General features: G+C 60.8%; 18 protein-coding genes and 1 pseudogene. 14 read left to right on the forward strand and 5 right to left on the reverse strand.

Annotated elements, in window-relative coordinates:
• Positions 1-15: 15 nt before the first annotated feature.
• The 9 genes from HYI44_RS15575 (at position 16) to HYI44_RS15615 (ending at position 11036) form a co-directional block, all read left to right on the forward strand.
• On the forward strand, positions 16-345 hold the full coding sequence (locus HYI44_RS15575) for a DUF2934 domain-containing protein (RefSeq protein WP_045058605.1): 330 nt from the start codon (positions 16-18) through the stop codon (positions 343-345).
• Positions 346-459: 114 nt separating this feature from the next.
• Positions 460-2619, forward strand: coding sequence for a glycogen debranching protein GlgX (gene glgX, locus HYI44_RS15580; RefSeq protein WP_122839757.1), 2160 nt, complete (start codon positions 460-462; stop codon positions 2617-2619).
• 1 nt (position 2620) lies between these two features.
• Complete coding sequence (locus HYI44_RS15585) at positions 2621-3613, forward strand: acyl-CoA dehydrogenase family protein (protein ID WP_225569807.1); 993 nt, start codon at positions 2621-2623, stop codon at positions 3611-3613.
• Positions 3610-4368: a PIG-L deacetylase family protein gene (locus tag HYI44_RS15590; RefSeq protein WP_122839755.1), complete on the forward strand. Its 759-nt coding sequence runs from the start codon at positions 3610-3612 to the stop codon at positions 4366-4368. Before HYI44_RS15585 ends, HYI44_RS15590 begins: the two co-directional genes overlap by 4 nt.
• Positions 4365-4973 carry an SAM-dependent methyltransferase gene (locus HYI44_RS15595; RefSeq protein ID WP_225569808.1) on the forward strand — a complete coding sequence of 203 codons (609 nt, stop codon included), beginning with the start codon at positions 4365-4367 and terminating at the stop codon, positions 4971-4973. Before HYI44_RS15590 ends, HYI44_RS15595 begins: the two co-directional genes overlap by 4 nt.
• Before the next feature lie 256 nt (positions 4974-5229).
• Positions 5230-5988 (forward strand): PIG-L deacetylase family protein, encoded by a 759-nt coding sequence (locus tag HYI44_RS15600; protein ID WP_122839753.1) that lies wholly within the window; start codon positions 5230-5232, stop codon positions 5986-5988.
• A 129-nt stretch (positions 5989-6117) separates the two neighbouring features.
• Positions 6118-6918, forward strand: a complete 801-nt coding sequence (locus HYI44_RS15605; protein ID WP_122839752.1) for an endonuclease/exonuclease/phosphatase family protein — start codon at positions 6118-6120, stop codon at positions 6916-6918.
• A gap of 108 nt (positions 6919-7026) precedes the next feature.
• Positions 7027-9651 (forward strand): autotransporter outer membrane beta-barrel domain-containing protein, encoded by a 2625-nt coding sequence (locus HYI44_RS15610; RefSeq protein ID WP_225569809.1) that lies wholly within the window; start codon positions 7027-7029, stop codon positions 9649-9651.
• Between the two features lie 311 nt (positions 9652-9962).
• Positions 9963-11036, forward strand: a complete 1074-nt coding sequence (locus HYI44_RS15615; protein WP_225569810.1) for an autotransporter outer membrane beta-barrel domain-containing protein — start codon at positions 9963-9965, stop codon at positions 11034-11036.
• A 126-nt stretch (positions 11037-11162) separates the two neighbouring features.
• On the opposite strand, the gene glgB is transcribed toward HYI44_RS15615, so the two are convergent.
• From glgB to HYI44_RS15630, 3 genes are all read right to left on the reverse strand, one after another.
• A complete protein-coding gene (gene glgB / locus HYI44_RS15620; RefSeq protein ID WP_122839749.1) occupies positions 11163-13394 on the reverse strand; it encodes a 1,4-alpha-glucan branching protein GlgB in 2232 nt (743 codons plus the stop codon).
• Positions 13395-13396: 2 nt separating this feature from the next.
• Complete coding sequence (gene treS / locus HYI44_RS15625) at positions 13397-16738, reverse strand: maltose alpha-D-glucosyltransferase (RefSeq protein WP_225569811.1); 3342 nt, start codon at positions 16736-16738, stop codon at positions 13397-13399.
• A 183-nt stretch (positions 16739-16921) separates the two neighbouring features.
• Positions 16922-18919 (reverse strand): alpha-1,4-glucan--maltose-1-phosphate maltosyltransferase, encoded by a 1998-nt coding sequence (locus tag HYI44_RS15630; protein WP_122839747.1) that lies wholly within the window; start codon positions 18917-18919, stop codon positions 16922-16924.
• Positions 18920-19132: 213 nt separating this feature from the next.
• Here HYI44_RS15630 and HYI44_RS15635 point away from each other — a divergent pair, with 213 nt between their 5' ends.
• Together HYI44_RS15635 and HYI44_RS15640 are read left to right on the forward strand one after the other, a co-directional pair.
• Positions 19133-19291: a hypothetical protein gene (locus HYI44_RS15635; RefSeq protein ID WP_163019444.1), complete on the forward strand. Its 159-nt coding sequence runs from the start codon at positions 19133-19135 to the stop codon at positions 19289-19291.
• Between the two features lie 39 nt (positions 19292-19330).
• Positions 19331-19411, forward strand: a pseudogene (locus HYI44_RS15640) (outer membrane lipoprotein carrier protein LolA); the annotation flags it as partial.
• 116 nt (positions 19412-19527) lie between these two features.
• On the opposite strand, the gene HYI44_RS15645 reads toward HYI44_RS15640, so the two are convergent.
• Positions 19528-20034, reverse strand: a complete 507-nt coding sequence (locus HYI44_RS15645; RefSeq protein ID WP_225569812.1) for an MgtC/SapB family protein — start codon at positions 20032-20034, stop codon at positions 19528-19530.
• A 120-nt stretch (positions 20035-20154) separates the two neighbouring features.
• Here HYI44_RS15645 and HYI44_RS15650 point away from each other — a divergent pair, with 120 nt between their 5' ends.
• The 3 genes from HYI44_RS15650 (at position 20155) to mapR (ending at position 23531) form a co-directional block, all read left to right on the forward strand.
• On the forward strand, positions 20155-20388 hold the full coding sequence (locus HYI44_RS15650; protein WP_045058618.1) for a DUF3203 family protein: 234 nt from the start codon (positions 20155-20157) through the stop codon (positions 20386-20388).
• Between the two features lie 195 nt (positions 20389-20583).
• Positions 20584-22014, forward strand: a complete 1431-nt coding sequence (gene ccoG, locus HYI44_RS15655) for a cytochrome c oxidase accessory protein CcoG (RefSeq protein WP_225569813.1) — start codon at positions 20584-20586, stop codon at positions 22012-22014.
• A 107-nt stretch (positions 22015-22121) separates the two neighbouring features.
• Positions 22122-23531 carry a GntR family transcriptional regulator MpaR gene (gene mapR, locus HYI44_RS15660; protein ID WP_225569814.1) on the forward strand — a complete coding sequence of 470 codons (1410 nt, stop codon included), beginning with the start codon at positions 22122-22124 and terminating at the stop codon, positions 23529-23531.
• Positions 23532-23635: 104 nt separating this feature from the next.
• On the opposite strand, the gene HYI44_RS15665 is transcribed toward mapR, so the two are convergent.
• Entirely contained in the window at positions 23636-24382 is a 747-nt protein-coding gene (locus tag HYI44_RS15665) for an SDR family oxidoreductase (RefSeq protein WP_122839743.1), read from the reverse strand.
• Positions 24383-24527: the final 145 nt, after the last annotated feature.

Genomic DNA, 24527 nt, shown 5'->3' on the forward strand with positions numbered 1-24527 from the left:
TTCAGGAGCATAGCGATGAGTACCGACGATAAACGCGTTCGCGAATTTGCCTATCAGATCTGGGAGTCGGAAGGACAGCCCGAGGGCCAGGAAGCCCGTCATTGGGAGATGGCCCGCAAACTGGCGGAAGCTGAAGCGCTGGCCCCCAGCAAGTCGCCCAAGGCGGCTGGCAGCAAGGGTGTCGCGGGCAAGGCTGCCAAGCCCAACGGCAAGCTTGAAGACAAGCCTGCTGCCAAGCCCAAGGCCGCCGCCAAGGCCAAGCCTGCAGCCGCTTCCTCGGTGATACCGCCAGGCGAAAAGGCTCCCGAGAAAAAGCCGCGATCGACTAAAAAACCTTCGGTCTGACGACAGACTTTCTGATTTGACTGGATTCATGGCGAGCTTGCTCGCCATGTCGGGGTCGTTCGCCCTGAAAAAACTATCGCCACACCGCATTCGACCCCATTTGCAGGAGCATTTATGAGCAGTCCAAAAAAACCCGCGACAGAACCTCACACCGAGGCCTCGCGAATTCGTGAGGGCCTGCCCTTCCCGCTCGGTGCTACCTGGGACGGCCTAGGTGTCAACTTCGCGTTGTTTTCCGCCAACGCGACCAAGGTTGAACTGTGTATTTTCGATGATTCGGGCGAGGTCGAACTCGAACGCATCGAATTGCCCGAATACACCGACGAGATCTACCACGGCTACTTGCCCGACGCCCATCCCGGGCTGATCTACGGCTACCGTGTGTATGGCGCCTACGACCCGGCCAATGGTCACCGCTTCAACCACAACAAATTGCTGATCGACCCCTACGCCAAGCAGCTGGTCGGCGAGCTGAAATGGTCCGAGGCGTTGTTCGGCTACACCATCGGCCACCCCGACGCCGACCTCAGCTTCGACGAACGCGACAGCGCGCCCTTCGTACCCAAGTGCAAGGTCATCGATCCGGCGCACACCTGGGGCCACGACCACCGCGTCAGCGTGCCGTGGGACAAGACGATCATCTATGAGACCCACGTCCGCGGCATCAGCATGCGTCACCCTTCGGTTCCGGAAAACGTGCGTGGCACCTTTGCCGGCCTGATGGTGGACGACGTGCTGGAGCACATCCGCAAACTGGGTGTGTCGTCGGTCGAACTGCTGCCGATTCACGCCTTCGTCAACGATCAGCATCTGCTGCACAAGGGCATGACCAACTACTGGGGCTACAACAGTATTGCGTTTTTCGCCCCGGACCCGCGCTACCTGGCCAGCGGCAAAATCGCCGAGTTCAAGGAGATGGTTGCGCACCTGCACGAAGCCAATCTGGAAGTCATACTCGACGTGGTCTACAACCACACCGCCGAGGGCAACGAGCAAGGCCCGACCCTGTCCATGCGCGGCATCGACAACGCGTCGTACTATCGCCTGATGCCCGACGACAAGCGCTACTACATCAACGACTCCGGCACCGGTAACACCCTGGACCTGAGCCATCCCTGCGTCCTGCAGATGGTCACTGACTCTTTGCGTTACTGGGCCACGGAAATGCACGTGGACGGTTTCCGCTTCGACCTGGCGACCATCCTCGGGCGCTACCACGACGGTTTCGACGAGCGCCACAGCTTCCTTGTCGCCTGCCGCCAGGACCCGGTACTGCGCCAGGTGAAAATGATCGCCGAGCCATGGGATTGCGGCCCCGGCGGTTATCAGGTCGGCGGCTTCCCGCCGGGCTGGGTGGAGTGGAACGACAAATTCCGCGACACGGTGCGCTCGTTCTGGAAAGGGGATGACGGCCAGCTGGCGGATTTCGCCAGTCGCATGACGGCATCCGGCGAAATGTTCAACCAGCGCGGGAGACGCCCGTATTCGTCGGTGAACTTCATCACCGCCCACGACGGCTTCACCCTCAATGACCTGGTGTCGTACAACGACAAGCACAACGAGGCCAACGACGAGAACAACCAGGACGGCAGCAACAATAACCTGTCATGGAACCACGGCGTCGAAGGACCCACCGACGATCCGGAAATCAACGCGCTGCGCCAGCGGCAGATGCGTAACTTCTTCGCCACCCTCCTGCTGTCACAAGGCACGCCGATGCTGGTTGCCGGTGACGAGTTCGCGCGCACCCAGGACGGCAACAACAACGCCTATTGCCAGGACAGCGAAATCGGCTGGGTCAACTGGGACCTGAGCGAAGACGGCAAGGCCCTGCTGAAATTCGTCAAGCGCTTGATCAAGTTGCGCCTGGCCTACCCGATCCTGCGTCGCGGACGCTTCCTGGTGGGCAACTACAACGAGGATATCGGCGTCAAAGACGTCACCTGGCTGGCCCCGGATGGCAGCGAGATGTCCATCGAGCAGTGGGAAGACGCCCATGGGCGCTGCCTCGGCATGCTGCTGGACGGTCGCGCCCAGGAAACCGGGATTCGTCGCAAGGGCGCAGATGCCACCCTGCTCCTGGTGGTGAATGCGCATCACGACATCGTCAACTTCACCTTGCCGGAAGTCCCTGAGGGCGTGTTCTGGACGTGCATGGTCGACACCAATCAACCTTCGATCCGTGGTCAGGAACGTTTCGAGTTTGGCCATGAGTATTCCGTGACTGGCCGCTCGCTCCTGTTGTTCGAACTGCAGCGTGAGGAAGACGAGTGAAATGAAGCTCAAGACCTGTCTTGATCGCCAGTCGACGGACTACGACGGCACCCGGGCACTAGGACAGTGCCTGGAGCAACTGGTGGAGGCAGGTCTGGATCGACTGCCGCTACCGGGGCAAGGCCACACGCTGGAGCGATTCCAGCGGTTGGCCGAGGTGGGCGGGCATGATCTGCGGTTGTGTAAATTGTATGAAGGGCACACCGACGCGCTGGCGATTTTCCAGCAACTCGGTGCGTTTGCGCCGCCGCCTGGCAGTACCTGGGGCATGTGGGCGGCCGAACCGCCGAATGCCCGGGTTCGGCTGACCCATTCAGCGCAGGCCGTCGCGCTCAATGGTCGCAAGGCCTGGTGCTCCGGCGCCGCAGTGCTCAGTCATGCGCTACTGACTGCCTGGGACGAGCAGGACCGTCAACAACTGGTGGCAGTCGCCCTTGATCAGCCAGGAGTCACGGTGACCGATGTGGGCTGGCAAGCGGTCGGCATGGGCGCAACCGGCAGCGTCGAGGTCCTCTTTGACAACGCCCAGGCGACCGCCATCGGCAACCCCGGCGATTACCTGCAACGCCCCGGTTTCTGGCAAGGCGGAATCGGCATTGCCGCCTGCTGGTATGGCGCGGCCTGCAGCATTGCCGAGCGGTTACGCGAGCATTGTGCGCAGCGCGACGAACCCCACGCCCTGGCCCATCTGGGCGCCGTTGACAGTGCCCTGCAAGGCGCTGCCGCGGTGTTGCGTGCCAGCGCCCTGGCGATAGATGCGGCCCCTCTGAAAGACGCCGAATTGCTTGCCCGACGCGCCCGTGCAGTGGTTGAAAACGCCGCCGAGCAAGTCATTCATCATGTCGGCCGCGCGCTGGGCGCCGGCCCTTATTGCAAAGACCGACAGTTCGCGCAACTGAGCGCCGACCTGCCGGTTTTTCTGCGCCAGAGTCACGCCGAGCGCGATCTCGCGGGCCTGGGGCAGATTATTCGTGAAGGGACATGGACGTTATGAAAACCAATCCGATTGTCGGCCAGGGCACGCCGCTGTATCAGTGGCAAGCCTCCAGCCAACTGGCGCAGCTGCCGGTGATCGATATTCTGCAACTGGTCCCTAAGGGCGCTCGCGCGGTGATCATTGCCCCACACCCCGACGACGAGATCCTCGGCTGCGGCGGTTTCCTGCAGCTGCTGGCCGAGGCTGGCCGTGACCTGCAATTGATTTCGGTGACCGATGGCAGCGCCAGTCATCCGGGTTCACAACGCTGGCCGGTGGAACGCCTGAGCACTGTCCGCCCCCAGGAGTCGGTGGAAGCGCTACGACGGCTCGGGCTGCCATTGCACAGCCTGAGGTGGTTGCGTGGTGGTTTTGCCGACAGCCAGGTGGCAGCCAGGGAGGACGAATTGAGCACATTTATCGAGCGTCATCTGCGCGCCAGTGATGTGGTGTTCACCACCTGGCGCGAAGACGGGCACTGCGATCACGAAGCGGTGGGGCGTGCCAGTGCTGAAGCGGCTCAGCGTGTCGGGGCGACTTTGCATGAACTGCCGGTGTGGACCTGGCATTGGGCAACGCCCGAAGACCACAGTGTTCCCTGGCATAGAGCGCGCAAGATCCTGTTGTCGCCGATGTTGATCGCACGCAAACGCCACGCAATCCATGCCTTCGCCAGTCAGCTTGAGGGCGACCCTCAGATCGGTTTGCCACCGGTGCTCGCGCCCTTCGTGCTGGAGCGTCTGCTACAACCCTTTGAGGTGGTGTTCGTATGAGCGTCGATGATCGATATTTTGACGGTTTGTTTGCTAACAGTGACGATCCATGGGCATTCCGCCAGCGCTGGTACGAACAACGCAAACGGGCCATTACCCTGGCTGCGCTGCCCCGTCCGCGCTACCGCGCCATTTTCGAACCGGGGTGCGCCAACGGCGAATTGAGCGCCGACCTCGCCACCCGCTGCGACCGCCTGCTGTGTTGCGATACCGCCAGTGCCGCCGTCGCCCTCGCGCGTACGCGTTTGAGCCCGTTCAGCCATGCGCAGGTGCATCAGGCACGTTTGCCCGAGCAATGGCCGAGTGAGAAATTCGACCTGATCGTGATCAGTGAGCTTGGCTACTACCTCGATGCCGAAGACCTCAAGCGCCTGATCGAACAAGCCTCGCAGTCCCTCACCGCCGACGGTCAACTGTTGGCATGCCACTGGCGCCCGCCCATCGACGGTTGTCCCCTGAATGCCCGCCAGGTACATGACCTGCTGCACGAACACCTGCACTTGCCGCGCCTGGTGTTGCACCAGGAAGCCGACTTCCTGCTGGAAATATGGAGTCGCGAACCGCGTTCGGTGGCCACCCTGGAAGGCCTGCGAAGCAGCACCTGACGACGCCCCCTGTAGGAGCGAGCTCGCTCGCGATGGTCTTGAACGATAACGCGGGCAACCTGATGCCGCGCGGCGCTCTCAGGTTATTCGCAACCAGGTGAGCGCCTGCATGGGAGATCGACATCGGCAAAAAAACGTACCAGATAGAACATACACGCGACGAATCGCAATACATGAGCAATACTCCCTGCCCGGCAATCCATGGTTTGGAGCGTGCGCACCCATGCTCATACACCCGGAACAAGGACGTAGCCCGATGAAACCCGTTTCCTTCAGCGAAAGCAGCCTCCCTGCGCAGATCTGGAACAGCGCGGCGCAACTGGACAATATTCCCGTCATCAACACCCACACCCTCGTTCCACCGGGCGCTCGCGCAGTGGTCATCTCGCCCCATCCTGGCGATGAAGTGATGATGTGCGGCGGCCTGCTGCAGCTGCTCAGCGCCCTGGGCCATCCCCTGCAATTAATTTCCATGACCGACGGCAGTGCCAGTTATCCGGGCTCGCAACAGTGGTCGGAAAAACGCCTGAGCGTGTTTCGCTCCCAGGAAAGCGTCGAGGCCTTGCGCCGCCTGGGCATGCCGATGCACAGCCTGAAATGGATTCGTGGCGGCTTTACCGACAACGCCCTGGCAGAACACGAAGCCCAGCTGGCCGATTTCATCGCCCGCTACCTGCGCCCCGGCGACGTGGTATTCAGCACCTGGAGCGAGGACCGCCACCTGGATCACGATGCCGTGGGCCGTGCGGCGGCCAAGGCCGCGAAAAAAGTCGGCGCGGCCTTCAACGAAGTACCCATTCGCGCCTGGCACCGACCGATCCGCGACCGCGAGCAAATCCCCTGGCACCGTGCGCGCAAGCTGCGTCTCGACACCTGGACCGTGGCGCGCAAGAGCCACGCCACCCATGCCTATGCCAGCCAGCTCGATGGCGAGCCCGCCTTGGGCCTCGCACCCCTGCTACCCCGGGTACTGCTGGAACGGATGCGCCTGCCTTACGAAATCGTCTTCGTCTGACAGCAATCCCTGGGGAGACCAATCCCTGTGGGAGATTCGATGTCTGGCTACTGCCGATCACCGATTTGCGCTGAACTGCGCGCGCCCCCATCAGTCGCATAGATATGGAACCGCCTACCAGGAGTTAACGTGACCAGTGATCCAACGCAGCAGGCACTTGAAGACATGCCGCTGAATGCGCCACCGGCCATCCACCGCCTCAGAGTGCTGACGGTCAACACCCACAAGGGTTTCACCGCACTCAATCGGCGCTTCATCCTTCCGGAATTGCGCGAAGCGGTACGCAGTACTTCGGCCGATCTGGTATTTCTCCAGGAAGTGGTCGGCGAACACGAGCGGCATTCCTCACGCCTCAACAACTGGCCACAGACTTCCCAGTACGAATTCCTCGCCGATAGCATGTGGAGTGATTTCGCCTACGGTCGCAATGCCGTTTACCCCGATGGTCATCATGGCAACGCATTGCTGTCCAAGTACCCCATTCGCGAATACCGCAACCTCGACGTGTCGATAACCGGCCCCGAGCGCCGGGGCCTGTTGCACTGCGTACTCGATGTTCCGGGGCATGCCGAAGTCCATGCGATCTGCGTCCACCTGAGCCTGCTGGAAAGTCATCGCCAGCTGCAGCTCCAGTTGCTTTGCCAACTGCTTGAGTCCCTCCCCGACGATGCACCGGTCATTATCGCCGGGGACTTCAACGACTGGCAGCTGCAAGGCAACGCCGCCCTCGCCCGGCGCGACTATCTGCATGAAGCCTTTGAACGCCATCACGGTCGTCCCGCCAAGACCTACCCGGCGCGGTTTCCCCTGTTGCGCCTGGACCGCATTTACCTGCGCAATGCCAGCAGCCATGATCCGCGAATACTGGGAAACAAGCCCTGGACGCACCTTTCTGATCACTTGCCGTTGGCGGTGGAAGTCCATTTGTAAGCTATAAATAAATCCGACCTGCTGTCATTTGTGTCAGTGGTTGTCGGCGAATTCTGTTGGTACGGTATCAATTGAAGCGTGGCACGCCTTTACACACTGGAGATAGGCATGGACATTGCTACAGGTTTGCCTAAGTACCGTATCAGTGACTACCGTTTCAATGCCCTCGCGGTTTCCATGTGTCTAAGCCTTGGATCGCCACAATTCGCTCAGGCCAGCTGTACATTCACGCCCACCGCCAGTAACGATAACCATGTCTGCGACAGCGGCATCGGCGGCGCACTGACCGATCTCAACGGCAACAACACCCTGAGCTTTCCCACCAGCGGCACGGGCCAAATCATCGGCAACGTAAATTTTGGTGCGGGCAATGATGGCCTGGTCATGAATTCCGGGACATTGACTGGCACCCTGAATCAGGGTGATGGTTCAGACACGGTGTTGATCACCAACGGCGTGATCACCGGCGCGGTGAATCAGGGCAATCAGATCGATGACTTCGTCATGAGTGGCGGGCGCATCCAGTCCCTGGCCCAAGGCGACGGCCGCGACACCTTCCTGATGACCAATGGCACCATAGTCGGGGCCTTCGAGGACGGGGACATAGCGAGGATGTCCGGCGGCACTATCGGTCGAGTCGACATGAAGCTCGACAACAACCTCTTCGACATGTCTGGCGGCGAGATCACCGGCAATCTGGTGACCGGCTTCGGCCTCGACACCATCATCGTCTCCGGCGGCAGAATCGGCGGCAACGTCAGCGTCAGCGGTGGCAATGACAGCATCACCGTTACTGGCGGCGAAATCGTCGGCGAAATCCGCGCCAGCGTCGGTGATGACATCCTCAACTGGAACGGCGGCGGGATCATCCGTTCGGCAATCCTGATGGGCGAAGGCAATGACCTCGCCACCCTTTCCAACCTCACTGAAACCACCCTGGCACTGACGCCGGGCCTGGACGGTGGTCCCGGCACCGACACCCTGAATTTCAATCAGACCACCACAGCCGGCGCCTCCCGCTACATCAACTGGGAGGCGTTGAACCTGGGTAATAATTCGCGCCTTGACCTGGCGAGCGATTCGCTGATCCTGGGTGACAGTACCAGTGGCACCGGCGTGATCAACGTCGACGCCAGCAGCACCCTCACCTCGGTGCAAGGCAGCATCGCGCCGTTCACTGCGGGCCAGCTCGCGACCTTGAACAATGCCGGGACCATCGACCTCACCGGTGCCAATTCGCGCAGCAACGACACACTGACGGTACAGGGCAACTACGCCGGCAACGGCGGCAAACTGCTGCTGCAAAGCGTGCTGGGCGATGACAGCTCTCCCAGCGATAAACTGGTGGTCAGTAACGGCACCCTGACCGGCAATACCGTCATTACCGTGCAGAACCTGGGCGGAGTCGGCGGGGTCACTCAACAGAACGGTATCCAGCTGGTCGAGGCGCAAGGCTCGGCCGTGGCCAGCAACGGAGCCTTCGCCCTTAACGGCGGCCTGATTTCCGCAGGCGCTTTCGATTACCGTCTGTTCAAGGGCGGGGTCACCGCCGGTACGGAAAACAGCTGGTACCTGCGCTCGGCAGTGGTCGCCCCTGCGGTGACGACCATCCCCAATCCGGATCCGGCGTTGCCGCCTATTACGGTACCCGTCGTTGCGATACCGGTCGCCGCGCCCGCCCCTCCGGCCCCCACTCCTGAACCGGGAAGCCCGCCGCTACCAGCACCGGCACCGCTGCCGCCGTTGCCCGAAGCCGTTGCGGGTGCCGCGCCGATTCCCCTTTACCGTCCCGAAGTCGCCACCTGGTCAGTGCTGCCCCCTGCTGCGGCCCAGTTGACCCTGACAGCGCTCGGCACTTTCCACGATCGCCAGGGCGATCAACGCCTGCTCACCGAAACCGGTGCGTTTGGTGCGGGCTGGGGCCGGGCTTACGGCAAGAATCTCGACCAGACCTGGTCAGGCACCGTGACGCCGCGCTTCGATGGTTCGCTCAAGGGCTTTCAAGTGGGCAATGACCTTTACGGCTCCCAAACCTCGGGCGGGCACACGCAGCGAATCGGTTTCTTCGTGGGTCATACCGGCATGAAGGGCGATGTCGACGGCTTCAACGAGGGCTTTGAAGACAAACGCGCCGGCAAGATCGACCTGCGTGGCGACCATGTCGGCTTGTACTGGACACTGGTGGGCAACCGCGGCTGGTACCTCGATAACGTGATCATGTCGACCCGCTTTGATGGCGACAACCGCTCAGAGCGTGGCCTGAAACTGGATACTCGTGGCCACGGGCTCACAGTGTCCAGTGAAGCCGGTTATCCCATTGCCCTCAATGACACCTGGGTGCTCGAGCCCCAGGCGCAAATCATTCATCAGAAGATCTCTCTGGACAGCCAGGACGACGGGATTTCCCGGGTATCCTTCGACTCGGACGGCGCATGGACCGGGCGCCTGGGGGCAAGGCTCAAAGGCAGCTATCAGGTCAGCGGTCGCCCGCTCGAACCCTACCTGCGGGCGAACCTGTGGCATACGTTGTCCGGGACAGACACCGTGACATTTGACGACGTCGACAAGGTCACCACTGAACAGAAAGCCTCCTCCGCCGACATCGGTGTGGGCGTGAATGTGAGCCTGGCCTCATCCGTCAGCGTCTACGCCGGTGCCGATTACAGCACCAATATCGACAGCCAAAACTTGCGCGGACTGTTTGGAAACGTCGGCGTCAGAATCAGCTGGTAGCCGTCATATAAAGGCTCTGGCGCGCGGTTTTTTGACGATGCCTCGTACAAACAACCACTTGCAAGCGCGCCGGAAATCAGTCACTTATGGGGATTAAATTAACCCTACCACTTATCGGCCATTTTCTTGACGCAATGTCAAGGGTCTTCTTAGCTACAGGTTACTACCCCCGGAACACTACCAGGAACAAGCCTTCGCACCGCTCATGCAGGGGCCGGTGCAGGTTTGGCCTACTCAATTCGGTCGCCCCTCATTCGGGGTAGGAGAGACGCCAAAGCGAGACAGCGCATGCGATTGCAAGGTAGACCACCATGAGAACATCACTCCCCCCGCTTGAGATCAAAGCCACTTTCTACACCCTTTCGAGTTCGCTGCTGTTGTGCTCATCGGTGGGAGCACAAGCCGGGCCCGCGGAAGATGAGACGTTGCCCTGGTATCGCCAGGACGTCCCTACGATGTCACTACCTGCAATCAATATCACGGCCCCCTACCCCGGGCATGTCAGCGCAGCATCTGACGCCCGCAGTTCACGGCTGACCATCGAAGACGCCGCACCCTCGACCTGGGACCAGCTCTACGGCAAGCCTTCGCGCCAGGCCGAGGCCGACGTGCTGGCGCTAGGGTTTTCCGGGCCCGGTGCCAGCGAGTCCTGGGGTCCGGCGATACTGACGTTGCAAAGTGCCGGCGGGCATACCCAGCGCGTTGGGCTGATCGGCGGCGTCAGCCAGTTCCAGAGTAACGGCAATGGCCTGCTGACCAGTCGCGCCCAGGCCGACCCCGCCACGGACACCTTCAATCTGCAAGGCCAGAGCCTTGGCGCCTACTGGAGCCTCACCGGAGCGCAAGGCTGGCACGTCGACCTGACGGCCAGCGGTGGACGGGTCAACGGCTTCAGCCGCAACGAACAGGGCGTGAGGCAAGTGACTGAAGGCAGCGCGTTGACACTCTCGGTGGAAGGCGGATTCCCCATTGGGTTAAGCGATAACTGGGTGGTTGAACCCCAGGCGCAACTGATCAATCAACGTATCACCCTCGACACGCCCTACTCGGGTTCGGGCAATGCTTCGGCCAGCGACCTCAACTCATGGAGCGGCCGGGTCGGAGCGCGGTTGAAAGGGAGTTACGACATCAATGGCCTGGGCGTCGAGCCGTATGTGCGGACCAACTTGTGGCACACGGTTTATACCGGCAATACCGTATCGCTGGATCAGGTCGACAAGATCAGCAGCAGCCGCAAATCGTCAACCGTGGATTTGGGGCTGGGATTGGTGGCGAAGGTGACACCGGCGGTGAGCCTGTATGTCAGTGCCGATTACAGCAGTGATGTGGATGACAACGATTTGAACGGGTTGATCGGCAGTCTGGGCGTGCGGATGCGTTGGTGAGGTGTCTTAGCAGCAAACGATCGTCCGATCGCGGCCCGAGCCTGCGGCAGCGCCTACACGGTATTGCTTGTAGGAGCTGCGCAGGCTCGGGCCGCGATCTGACGATCTTTTGATCCACCTTTTTTCTTACGCTTCAGGCCGCAGGATCAACACCGCCAACGGCGGCAAATTCAGCGACAGTGACAGCGGCTGTCCGTGGCTGGGTTCTTCCTCGGTAAACGCCCCGCCCCCATTGCCATAATTGGACCCGGCGTACATAGCCGCGTCGCTGTTGATGACCTCGGTCCAGCGACCGGCAAACGGCACGCCCACTCGATAACCCTGGCGCGGCACAGGCGTGAAGTTGGCAACCACCAGAACCGGGCTGCCATCCTTGCTCCAGCGCAGGAAGGCATAGACGCTGTTGATTGCATCGTCGCCAATCAACCACTGGAAGCCCTGTGGCGCGTCGTCCTGGTCGTGCATCGCCGGTTCTTCGCGGTACAACCGGTTGAGGTCGCCCACCAGCTTCTGCACACCCTTGTGCTCCGAGTACTGCAGCAGGTACCAATCCAGTTGCTGGTCGTGATTCCACTCTCGCCACTGGCCGAACTCGCAGCCCATGAACAGCAGTTTCTTGCCCGGGTGCGACCACATGAAGCTCAGGTAAGCCCGCAGGTTGGCAAATTTCTGCCAGCGGTCGCCGGGCATCTTGTCGATTAGGGAATGCTTGCCATGCACCACTTCGTCATGGGAAATCGGCAGGATGAAGCGCTCGGACCAGGCATACACCAGGCCAAAGCTCAGCTCGTTGTGATGATGCCCACGGTACACCGGGTCCTGCTGGATGTAGTGCAACGAATCATGCATCCAACCCATGTTCCACTTGTAGTCGAAACCCAGGCCGCCCTGTTGCGTGCTCTGGCTGACGCCGGGCCACGCGGTGGATTCCTCGGCGATCACCAGGGCACCAGGGGCCTCAAGGTTGACCACGTCATTGAGGTGGCGCAGGAAGTCGATCGCTTCCAGGTTCTCCCGCCCGCCGTGGCGGTTGGGCACCCACTCGCCGGCCTTGCGCGAGTAGTCGCGATAGAGCATCGAGGCCACCGCATCGACGCGCAGGCCGTCGACGTGGAAATGCTTGAGCCAATGCAAACCCGAGGCCAGCATGTAGCCGTGCACTTCGGTGCGGCCGAGGTTGTAGATCAGCGTGTCCCAATCCTGGTGAAAACCTTCCTGCGGGTTGCCATATTCGTACAACGCGGTGCCGTCGAATTGCGCCAGGCCGTGGGTGTCGGTCGGGAAATGCGCCGGCACCCAATCAAGGATCACACCAATATCCGCCAGGTGGCAGGCGTTGACGAAGGCGGCAAAATCATCCGGCGAACCGTAGCGGGCACTTGGAGCGAACTGCGACAGCAGCTGATAACCCCATGACCCCCCGAACGGGTGCTCCATGATCGGCATCAGCTCGATGTGGGTGAAACCCAGTTCCTTCACGTAAGGAATCAACCGCTCACCCAGCTCGTGCCAGGTGTACTGGCGTGCGACTTCGCCCAGGTCATCCAGCTCACATTGCCAGGAGCCGGCGTGCAGTTCGTAGATCGATAGCGGCGCACTGGGGTGCTGGCGCTCGATGCGCGACTGCATCCACGCCTGGTCCTGCCATTCGATACTCAGGGGCGAGGCGACCTTGGACGCCGTGTCTGGCGGCAAGGTAGTCGCCAAGGCCATCGGGTCGGCCTTCAGCGGCAAGATACCGTTGGCGCCGAGGATTTCATATTTGTAGGTTTCCCCCGCCTGCATGCGCGGGATGAACAGCTCCCAGACACCTGTCGGATGCCGCAGGCGCATGGGATGACGGCGGCCGTCCCAGTTATTGAAATCACCCACCACCGAAACCCGCTTGGCATTCGGCGCCCAGACGGCAAACCGCACGCCATCGACCCCGTCTACCGTTTTCAACTGTGCACCGAGGCAACTGCTCAAATCCCGATGGTTGCCCTCGGCAAACAGGTACAGGTCCATCTCGCCCAACAAGGGACCGAAGCTGTAGGGGTCCTCGGAAACCTGCTCGCCACCGGCCCAGCGGGTGCGCAACAGGTAAGGCTGGGCGCGATCGAAATGCCCGACGAACAAACCCGGGGTCTGGGTGGCCTCGAGATTGCCCAGTTCTTCACCGGAATCCTTCGCCAGTACTTGCACGCTCAGGGCATCCGGCAGATAAGCCCGAATGAATTGCCCGCCGGCGTTATCGGCATGGGGGCCGAGAATTGCAAAAGGGTCGGGATGTGCGGCGCGCACCAGCGCGTCGATGTCCTGCGATCCGGGCAGCAGCGCTTCTTTAGCGTGACCCAGTTCCTTGTTCTGGAAACTCATGACTACTCTCCACCAAGATCGGAAAAGGGTTTAAGCCCACTCAATAATCCATACAAACCATGTAACGGCACGGGCAGCCAGGTTGGGCGATTCTCAGCCTCGTAGGCCACCTCGTACGCGGCCTTTTCCAGACCGAACAACGCCAGCGCAGCGTCCTCACCTGCCGGATCTTGCCACGCATGTCCAAGACTAGCTGCCGCCAGCCGATAAGCGTCGACAAATGCCTGGCGAGCCTCATTTAAATAGCGCTCGGCGACCCTGACTCGCGCCGCCTGTGCCGCTTCGGTGTTATCGACATTGTGCACATTGATGGTCATGGCTGCCGCGTAATCAAACGAGCGCAATACCCCGCTCACATCCTTGTACGGACTGTGCTTGCCCCGTCGCTCATGCAGTGGCCGCGCCGGTTCACCTTCAAAGTCAATCAGATAGGCATCGCCCTTGATCACCAGCACCTGGCCCAGGTGCAAGTCGCCGTGGACACGAATCCGCAGGCCACCTGCCGCCTTTTTGCCCAGCTCCTGAACATGGCTCAGGATCGCCTTTTTGTTGTCCACCAAGCGACTGACCAGCGCCTGGTCGGCAGGGTTCAGTTCGGTTTGATGCTGCTTGAGCAACTTCAACGCATGTTCCACTTGTGCGGCGACGTCCCTGGCCGAGGCCAGGGCTTCTTTTTGCGTAGTGACCTGCGGCGCGAAGTCCGGATCATCGGTGGGCGCGGCGAGCACCTGATGCATTTCACCGAGGCGCTGGCCGAGCATGCCGGCAAAATCCTTCAGCTCGCCCAAAGCGTTGTAGTGCTGCTCCTGTTCCGAAATGGCTTGCGCCAGTTCGTCACGTAATGCGCGTTCGAGGTTGTTCTGGGTCCATTCCCAGGCATCGCCCTGATTGCTCAGGAAACCTTGGGCGATCATCAGCAGCGTGTCCTCGCCTTCGGCGTCACGACGAATCACCGAGCCCAGCAATGGGGAAATATTGGCGAACCCGGCGTTGGTCAGGTACGCACTCATTTCCAGTTCAGGGTGGACCCCGGAGGCGATCTTGCGGATCAGCTTCAGCACCAGGCTTTTGCCCACCACGACCGAACTGTTGGACTGCTCGGCCGACAGATAGCGCACCTCCGACTCTGCGTTGAGACCCAGTTGAGCCAGCGCGGCGGTCGGTTCAAAGCGGATCTCGCCTTCGTCAGACGCCAACACGGTGTTGTTGTGCATACCCTCCAACACCGCGCGAATGAAGTTTTCCAAGGCAAATGCATCGGTGATGATGCCGACCTGACGACCGCGGCGAACCCGGGACAGTGCCAGTTGCTGCGGCAGCGCGGGGCCGACCTGATCCTCGGCGATAAAGCCGAAAGGCAGCTGATACCGACTGGTCTGGCCATTGCTGGTGACGTCGATTTCGCTCAGCAACACCGGGTGCTCGGCGTCGCCAAAGCGCACCCCATAGGCCAGTTTTACCTGTTCGATGGTGGCGTCCTTGCCGGCAAACCAGCGGCGATTCTGCAGCCAGTTTGGCAGGATGCCCTGTTCCATCGTTTCGCGAGATGGCGCTTCGAGCAGTTCCTCCAAGCGGTGCTTGAGCACCAGGGTGGTGAAGTCCGGCAGACTTTGCGCCGGCTCCACGTGCCAGCTGGGCATCTGGTTCTCCGCCGCCAGGCCAAACCAGTAGAAGCCGTACGGCGCCAGGGTCAGGAGGAAGTTAAGCTGGCCGATCGGCGGGAACGCGTTACCGCCGAGCATTTCCACCGGCACCATGCCGGTATAGGCCGACAAGTCGAGCTCGGCCGCTTGGGCACTGCGCGATACGTTGGCCACGCACAGAATGATCTCGTGCTTGCCGTCTTCGCCGGTGAATTCACGGGTGTAGGCCAGGATTCGGCGATTGCTTGGCGAGAGCATTTTCAGGGTGCCGCGCCCGAATGCCTTGGACTGCTTGCGCACGGCGAGCATGCGCCGGGTCCAGTTGAGCAGCGAGTGCGGGTCGCCGGCCTGGGTCTCGACGTTCACCGACAGGTAACCGTATTGCGGGTCCATGATCGGCGGCAATACCAGGCTGGCCGGGTCGGCGCGCGAGAAGCCGCCATTGCGGTCAATCGACCACTGCATGGGCGTACGCACGCCATCCCGGTCACCCAGGTAGATGTTGTCGCCCATGCCGATTTCGTCACCGTAGTACAGGGTCGGCGTGCCGGGCATCGACAACAGCAGGCTGTTGAGCAGTTCCACGCGGCGGCGGTCACGCTCCATCAAGGGTGCCAGACGCCGGCGGATGCCCAGGTTGATGCGTGCGCGGCGATCAGCGGCGTAGTAGTTCCACAGGTAGTCGCGCTCCTTGTCGGTGACCATCTCCAGCGTCAGCTCATCATGGTTGCGCAGGAAAATCGCCCACTGGCAGTTGGCGGGAATCTCCGGGGTCTGCCGCAGGATGTCGGTGATCGGGAAGCGGTCTTCCTGGGCCAGCGCCATGTACATGCGCGGCATCAGCGGAAAATGGAACGCCATGTGGCATTCATCGCCATTTTGGCCCTGGGCATCGGTGTCGCCAAAATACAGTTGAGTGTCTTCAGGCCATTGATTGGCTTCGGCGAGCAGCATGCGGTCTGGGTAGTTGGCATCGATCTCGGCACGGATCTGCTTGAGGACGTCGTGCGTCTGCGGCAGGTTCTCGTTGTTGGTGCCGTCGCGTTCGATCAGGTACGGAATAGCGTCCAGGCGCAGGCCGTCGATGCCCATGTCCAGCCAGTAACGCATCACCGACAGTACGGCTTTCATGACTTGCGGGTTGTCGAAATTGAGATCCGGCTGGTGCGAGTAGAAGCGGTGCCAGAAGTACTGCCCGGCTACCGGATCCCAGGTCCAGTTGGACTTCTCGGTATCGAGAAAGATAATGCGCGTGCCGTCGTATTTCTGGTCATCATCGGACCACACGTAAAAGTCCCGGGCGGCCGAGCCTTTCTTGGCCTTGCGCGCTCGCTGGAACCAGGCGTGCTGGTCGGAGGTGTGGTTGATAACGAGCTCGGTGATCACCCGCAGACCACGATCATGGGCCTCGGAGATGAACCGCCTGGCATCGGCCATGGTCCCGTAGTCAGGGTGTACACCGCGGTACTCGGCAATGTCGTAACCGTCGTCGCGACGCGGCGACGGATAGAACGGCAGCAGCCAGATGGTGTTGACGCCGAGGTCGGCAATGTAATCGAGTTTGGCGATCAGGCCGGGAAAGTCGCCGATCCCGTCGTTGTTGGAGTCAAAAAATGACTTGACGTGAACCTGATAGATCACCGCGTCCTTGTACCAGAGCGGGTCTTTGATAAAGGTGGCAGCCTTGGGTTTCTTCGCCATTTGAAACTCCTGTTGAATTCGATAAAGCGATCCATCTCGCAAATCACCCCCTTAGGATCTGCCGAAGGCTGCGATCTTTTGATCCTGCTGTTGATTACAAGAAACTTCGCGTCAACAAAAACTCAAGATCAAAAGATCGCAGCCTTCGGCAGCTCCTACGGGGTCGGCGTCAGGCTCGGTTGGTCAGGACACGGAAATGCGCCAGATGCCGAACGATTGCTGAGCCGGGTCCAGGCGCATGAACTGGTACTTGCCGTGCCAGGTCCAGCGGTGCCCGTTCATCAAGTCCTCGCCCTGGGTGTGCGCGTCGTCCGGCAAACCCATTTCCCACAGCGGCAGCTCGAAATTCGCTTCCTGGGGGTTGTGCGGATCGAGGTTGACCGCTACCAGAATAAAGTTGCTGCCATCGACGCTACGCTTACCGAAATACAGGATGTTGTCGTTCCAGGCGTTGTAGATCTTCAAGCCAAGGTGCGAATGCAACGCCGGGTTCTGCCGGCGAATGCGGTTGAGCTGGGCGATCTCGGCGATGATGTTGCCCGGCGCGTTGTAATCCCTCGGGCGGATCTCGTACTTCTCCGAGTTGAGGTATTCCTCCTTGCCCGGCACTGGCGCCGCTTCGCACAACTCAAAGCCCGAATACATGCCCCACAAGCCTGAGCCCATGGTTGCCAGGGCCGCGCGGATCAGGAACCCGGCACGCCCGGACTCGTGCAGGAACGCCGGGTTGATGTCCGGTGTATTGACGAAGAAATTCGGGCGATAACATTCCCGCCATGGCGATTCGTTGAGTTCGGCCAGATAAGTCGACAGCTCGTACTTGGTGTTGCGCCAGGTGAAGTAGGTGTAGCTCTGGGAGTAACCGACCTTGCCCAGGCGCGCCATCATCGCGGGCGTGGTGAAGGCTTCCGCAAGAAAGATCACTTCCGGATACAGAGCGCGTACGTCGGCGATCAGCCACTGCCAGAAAGGCAGGGGCTTGGTGTGCGGGTTATCGACGCGGAAGATCTTCACGCCCTCCTCGACCCAGCCCACCACGATGTCGCGCAGTTCGACCCAGAGACTCGGAATCGCATCCACGGCATAGAAGTCGACGTTAACGATGTCCTGGTATTTCTTCGGCGGGTTTTCGGCGTATTTGATCGTGCCGTCCGGACGCCAGTTGAACCAGCCCGGATGCTGTTGCAGCCATGGATGGTCCTGGGAACACTGGATCGCGAAATCCAGGGCGATCTCCAGGCCATGATCGGCCGCTGCCGCCACCAGGCGACGGAAGTCCTCGCGGGTGCCCAGCTGCGAGTGAATGGCCTCATGCCCCCCCTCGGCACTGCCAATGGCATAGGGGCTGCCCGGGTCATCGGGACCGGCGGTCAGGGAATTGTTCGGGCCTTTGCGATGGCTGCGACCGATGGGATGAATCGGCGGGAAATAAAGGACGTCGAAGCCCATGTCCTGGATCATCGGCAAACGCGAGTGTACGTCGTTGAACGTGCCGTGCCGGGCTGGGTCGTCGGTGACCGAACGGGGAAACAGTTCGTACCAGCTGGCAAACTGCGACAGCTCACGCTCAACGTCCACCGGATACTCGGGGCTGAAACTGACAAAGGCCCGATGGTCGGCCTGGGCCATCAGGTCGGCGCTACGTTGGTGCAGAAACAGTGCAACCTGCTCGGTTTCGAGCAGCCCGGACAGCTCATGGTGCAAAGCCGCCAGTGCTTCGCTCAGAGGCCCTTCGGCACGCTCGGCGGCGTGCTGGACCTGAGTACGACCTTCCTGCAGTTCCAGGCTGACTGGCACCCGTGCGCTGTGCTTTTTCTCCAGTTCATAACAGAAGCTGGCGAACTGATCGATCCAGGCTTCCACGCAGAACACGTATCGGCCCTGACGCTCGACGCGAAACTGGCCCTGAAAGCCGTTGTTGCCCAGTTCGCCCATCACCGCGCTGTGCCAGCTCTCATCGCCCTCGGAGCGCCAACGCACCCGCACCGCCAGCTTGTCATGGCCGTCGGCAAACACCTTGCTGGTGACCACGACGTCCTGACCCACCACGGCTTTGACAGCGAACTGCCCGCCATCGAGGATCGGCATGGTGTCTTCGATCGCGATTCGAGGCAGCAAAAGTGCCTGCGACAACGGTATATGAGGGTTGTAGCTCAACTCTGTAGGCTTTTCAGTCGTCATCGAGCATCTCTCCTTTACGCCCCATGGACGCTCTTGTACTGGGCCGACAATCGCAAAGCGCTCGGCCCCGGAATGAACTCACTTAGGTTCCGAGCGACCGGCGCGGGTAAAGTTCACGCTGATTGCTCAGTTCGAGCACGGGAATCATTTCATGAGAGCAAGGGTCAACAGACTTAAGCACGACTCAAGCCATGTGCCACAGGAGATGCAGCGATGACGATTCCCAACCCTGTTGAAACGCCGGATCCGAATATCGACAATCCCGTTATCCCGCCAACCGATCCGCAGCCGGTGCCAGAGCAAGAGCCGCCTGGAACGGTGCCACCACCTCGGGAAGACCCGCCAGATACCATGCCGCCGGTGGTTGTGTAACCCTTAACCGCGAACCCTGTAGGAGCGAGCTTGCTCGCGATGGGCGCTAACGATGACGAGGGTAGCCTGACACTCAACGGCGCTCTCAGGTTCTTCGCGAGCAAGCTCGCTCCTACAGTTGGCAGCGATCGTAAACGCGCGATCGGACGATGGCAGAGCAGTAGGCCGTCATTGTCGTCGATGGCCGGGCAGTGAGCCGTTACAACAGGCGGCCGAGCCTGCTGCTTCGGCAATGGTTACGGCGCATCCCCCCGATCTTTATCCAGCAACTTCACAATCCTCGGCATCACGTTGAAAATCGCCAGTGCCAGCAACGTACTCAGCACTGCAGTAGACTCCCGCCCCATGCCTGCCGACACTCCGATCGCAGCGGTCATCCACAACCCGGCTGCGGTGGTCAATCCCTTCACGTGGCCCTCTTCGCCTCCGGGATTTTTCAGAATGGTCCCGGCGCCAAGAAAACCGATGCCGGCAATTACCCCCTGCACCACCCGGCTCATGGCATCTGCCTGGGACCCGGACATCTGCGGCACCAGCACAAATAATGCGGCTCCCAATGCCACCAGCATGTGGGTACGCACCCCGGCGGCTTTGCCTTTGTTCTCCCGTTCGAACCCCAAAATGCCGCCCAGGATCGCGGCGATAACCAGTCTCACAGTGATTCGTGTCAATTGTGCAGCATCGCCGATGTCGGCGAATTCCGCTTGCAGGGTTTCCCATACTTCATGCCACCAGGCTTTCATGCTGCTGTCCTTGTGATTGATCTGGAAGATGGACCACGCCAACCATTAATCGGTTGCACCGAACGATGCTGGCCGGCCATAGCCTAATGCTGAAGAACCCGCAGAAATAAGGATTCCGCCATGACCGTTCGCATCGAAAACCAGACTTGCTTCTTCACTACCGAGAACGGCGAAGAAATCCGCCTGTGTCCCGACGTCACCGTAATCACCGATTCGGACAAAGCCATGTCGGCAGTCGAACTCGATGGTCAGCGCGTCTACATCACCGAAGCAGAAGCTGATGCATTGACCGTAGCAGGCGCTGTAGATGGGCGTAAGCATTTGAAAGCCACCGACAGTGATTCGGTGATTTGACCGACGCAGATCAACCAGGCCGGCGAGTGCTTGCGACAGGTGCACAGGGACCGGGCTGACAGCTGCTTCAAAGTGTCGCAGACAGCGGATCAGAGCCCATCTGATCCGCTTTTTATTGCGATACCTGAGTCTGTTATGCAAACAGATCGACGCTCATAGTGCTCCGGCCTGATGGAGGCTGATGAGCGAAAGACCATGAGCGAAAGAATTCCCGTCCGAACCCTTGAGAGTGCCCCGTCCGTCCAGACTTTTGAGCCTTCGCGTGCAAAGACGAAGACCGGGTCCAGCGACAATCTGATTCACACCCGCAGTTTTACCGGCCTGTTTCGTACGTTGCGCATGAGCGGTGCAGGGTTTCTGTTCCTGCTGTTCTTCGGCACGGTGTGGCTCAATTGGGGTGGGCGCCAGGCCGTGCTCTGGGACCTGTCCGAAAGCAAATTCCATATCTTTGGTGCAACCTTCTGGCCACAGGATTTCATCCTGCTCTCGGCGCTGCTGATCATCGCCGCATTCGGGCTGTTTGCGATCACCGTATTCGCCGGGAGGGTCTGGTGTGGCTACACCTGCCCCCAGAGCTCCTGGACCTGGATTTTCATGTGGTGCGAGAAAATCACCGAAGGCGAACGCAATCAGCGGATCAAACTGCAAGCGGCCCCCTGGACCTTCAACAAGCTCCTGCGGCGTTCGGCCAAGCACACGCTGTGGCTGGCGATCAGCCTGCTCACCGGTCTGACCTTCGTCGGCTACTTCACCCCGATCCGGCCCCTCGCCGAAGAACTGCTGACCCTGCAAATGGCCGGTGTCAGCCTGTTCTGGGTCCTGTTCTTTACCGGTGCCACCTACATCAATGCCGGCTGGTTGCGTGAAGCGGTGTGCATGCACATGTGCCCCTATGCGCGATTCCAGAGCGTGATGTTCGACAAGGACACGCTGACCATTTCCTACGACTTCGCTCGCGGGGAACACCGTGGCCCGCGCAAGCGTGACGTAGCACCGGCCGCTGTCGGCCTGGGCGACTGCATCGACTGTCAGCTGTGCGTACAGGTGTGCCCGACCGGCATAGACATCCGCGACGGCTTGCAGATGGAGTGCATTGGCTGCGCAGCGTGCATCGATGCCTGTGACTCGATCATGGACAAGATGGGCTACGCCCCTGGATTGATCAGCTATACCTCCGAGCACGAACTGCAGGGTGGCAAGACCCGTCTCTTGCGACCGCGACTGATCGGTTACACCGCCGTGCTGCTGGCGATGATCGGCGCCCTCGCCCTTGCGCTGGTGGAACGGCCAATGGTCTCGCTGGATGTCAGCAAGGACCGCGGGCTGTTCCGCGAGAACAGCCAGGGGCAGATCGAAAACATCTACAGCTTGAAGGTCATCAACAAGACCCAGGAGCACCAGGACTATCGCCTGATGCTGGTGGAGGGTGACGACTTCCAGTTGCAAGGCAAGACCGAGCTGAGCCTGGCGCCAGGGGAAATCGTCGACGTACCGGTGTCCGTGGCGATGACCACGCAGCGCCCGAGCAGCAGCTCGCAAAGCATAGTGTTCAAGATCGTCGATACGGATGAGCCCGGGATCTACAGCGAAGCCAAGAGCCGGTTTGTTGCGCCGATGAACCGTTGATCCCTTAGACTGCAGTGCTGCCACAAGCGCACTGCAAAACCTGTGGGAGCAGGCTTGCCCGCGAAGAAGTCCCCCCGATTTCACAGAACAACCCGACCAGGCTTTAAATGAAACGCTACGAAAAATTTGCCGACGACATCGCTGAACTGATCCGCTCCGGCGTCCTCGGCCCCGGTCAGCGGGTACCGTCGGTGCGCTACGCCAGCCAGACCTACGGGGTCAGCCCATCGACCGTGTTCCAGGCTTATTACCTGCTGGAGCGGCGCGGTTTGATCCGCGCCAGGCCGCGCTCGGGCTACTTCGTCAACACCCACGCCCCGAGCCCTTTTTCCGAGCCGGAGATCAGCAGTCAGGTGAACGAATCAACCGAGGTCGACGTGAGCGAACTGGTGTTCTCGGTGCTCGATTCGATCAAGGACCCGAACACCGTGCCCTTTGGCTCGGCGTTCCCCAGTCCGACGCTGTTTCCCCTGCAGCGCCTGTCACGTTCCCTGGCCAGCGCCACCCGTGACATGGATCCGCGCATGGTGGTCACCGACATGTCGCCGGGCAATCCGCAACTGCGCCGGCAGATCGCCCTGCGTTATATGGTGGGCGGGCTGATGTTGCCGATGGAGGAGCTGTTGATCACCAACGGCGCCCTGGAGGCACTGAACCTGTGCCTCCAGGCCGTGACCGAACCCGGCGACCTGGTCGCCATCGAGGCGCCGGCCTTCTACGCCTGCTTGCAGATTCTCGAGCGGCTCAAGCTCAAGGCGGTGGAAATCCCCGTGCACCCACGCGAAGGCATTGACCTGGCCGTGCTCGCACAAACCCTGGAGCGCCATCCGATCAAGGCCTGCTGGTGCATGACCAGCTTCCAGAACCCCATGGGCGCGACCATGCCCGAGGCGAAGAAACAGCAACTGGTCGAGTTGTTGCGTCGCCATCAGGTACCGCTGATCGAAGACGATGTCTACGCCGAACTGTACTACGGCCAACAGGCCCCCAAACCGGCCAAGGCCTTCGATACCGAGGGCCTGGTGATGCACTGCGGCTCGTTCGCCAAGAGCCTGGCCCCCGGTTACCGCATTGGCTGGGTAGCTGCCGGGCGGTTCGCGCAGAAGATCGAACGCCTGAAGCTGATGACTTCACTGTGCGCATCGATGCCAGCCCAGGCAGCAATTGCCGACTACCTGCAGCACGGCGGCTACGATCGACATTTGCGCAAATTGCGCTATGCGCTGGAGGAGCAGCAAAGCGCGATGCTCGCGGCCATTGCCCGGTATTTCCCGGCACAGACGCGGGTCAGCCAGCCCGCTGGCGGGTACTTCCTGTGGCTTGAGTTGCCGGAGCAGATGGACTCCTTGAAGCTGTTCCAGATGGCGCTTGCCCAAGGCATCAGCATCGCGCCGGGGCCGATTTTTTCACCGACCCGACGGTTCAGGAATTGTATCCGGCTGAATTATGGCAGTCCCTGGGATGAGACGGCGGAGAAGGCGATGGAGACGCTTGGGCGGATTGTCCGGTCTTTTTAAAGTCAAAAGATCGTCCGAAAGCGGCCCGAGCCTCCGGCTGCTGCTACAGGGGTACGCAATTCCTTGTAGGAGCTGCCGAAGGCTGCGATCTTGAGCTTGAGCTCTTAGCGTCCGCCGCCCAGATCAACAAAGGTCCCCGTCGCATACGACGCCTTGTCCGACAGCAGCCAGACAATCGCCTCGGCTACCTCATCCGGCCGCCCACCCCGGGCCATCGGGATCGCTGACTCCAGCTTGCTCACCCGATCCGGGTCGCCACTGAGCGCATGGAAATCGGTGTAGATGAATCCTGGCCGCACCGCATTGACCCGAATCCCCTCGCCCGCCACTTCCTTGGACAAGCCGATGGTGAAGCTGTCCAGCGCTCCTTTGGAAGCCGCGTAGTCGACGTATTCGTTGGGCGATCCCAGGCGCGACGCCACCGACGACACGTTGACGATGCTGCCCCCCTGGCCGCCGTGCTTGGGCGACATGCGCAGGATCGCGTGCTTGGCGCAGAGAATGGGCGCCAGGACGTTGGTCTTGAGGATTTTGAGAATGCGGAACTCGGACATTTCGTCCACCCGGGATTTGTGCCCGACGGTGCCGGCGTTGTTCACCAGAGCGGTCACACGGCCCAGTTCGGCGTCCACGCGGTTGAACAGCCCGACCACTTCATCCTCGATGCTCACATCGGCGCGTACCGCGATCGCCTGGGCCCCCATTGCGCGCACTTGTTCGAGCACCGCGTGTGCAGCTTCTTCGTCAGCCTGATAATTGATGCAGATCCGATAGCCCCGTTCAGCCGCCAGGAGCGCTGTCGCGGCGCCGATGCCTCGGCCCCCACCGGTGATGACGATGACTTTGTCCATGCTGACTTTCCCCATTTTTTGCGTAAGCAGTCGGGGTCAAGAATAACCGCCATCGGCGGTTTTTGCATGATCAGGGGTGTCATTACTGACGCCATCGCGGGCAAGCCTTGCTCCCACAGGCAATTCAACCCTTGTGGAAGCAAGG

Origin of the sequence: Pseudomonas sp. Y24-6 (assembly GCF_020295325.1) — a bacterium.
In the GTDB taxonomy this organism is placed as follows: Bacteria; Pseudomonadota; Gammaproteobacteria; order Pseudomonadales; family Pseudomonadaceae; genus Aquipseudomonas; species Aquipseudomonas gregormendelii.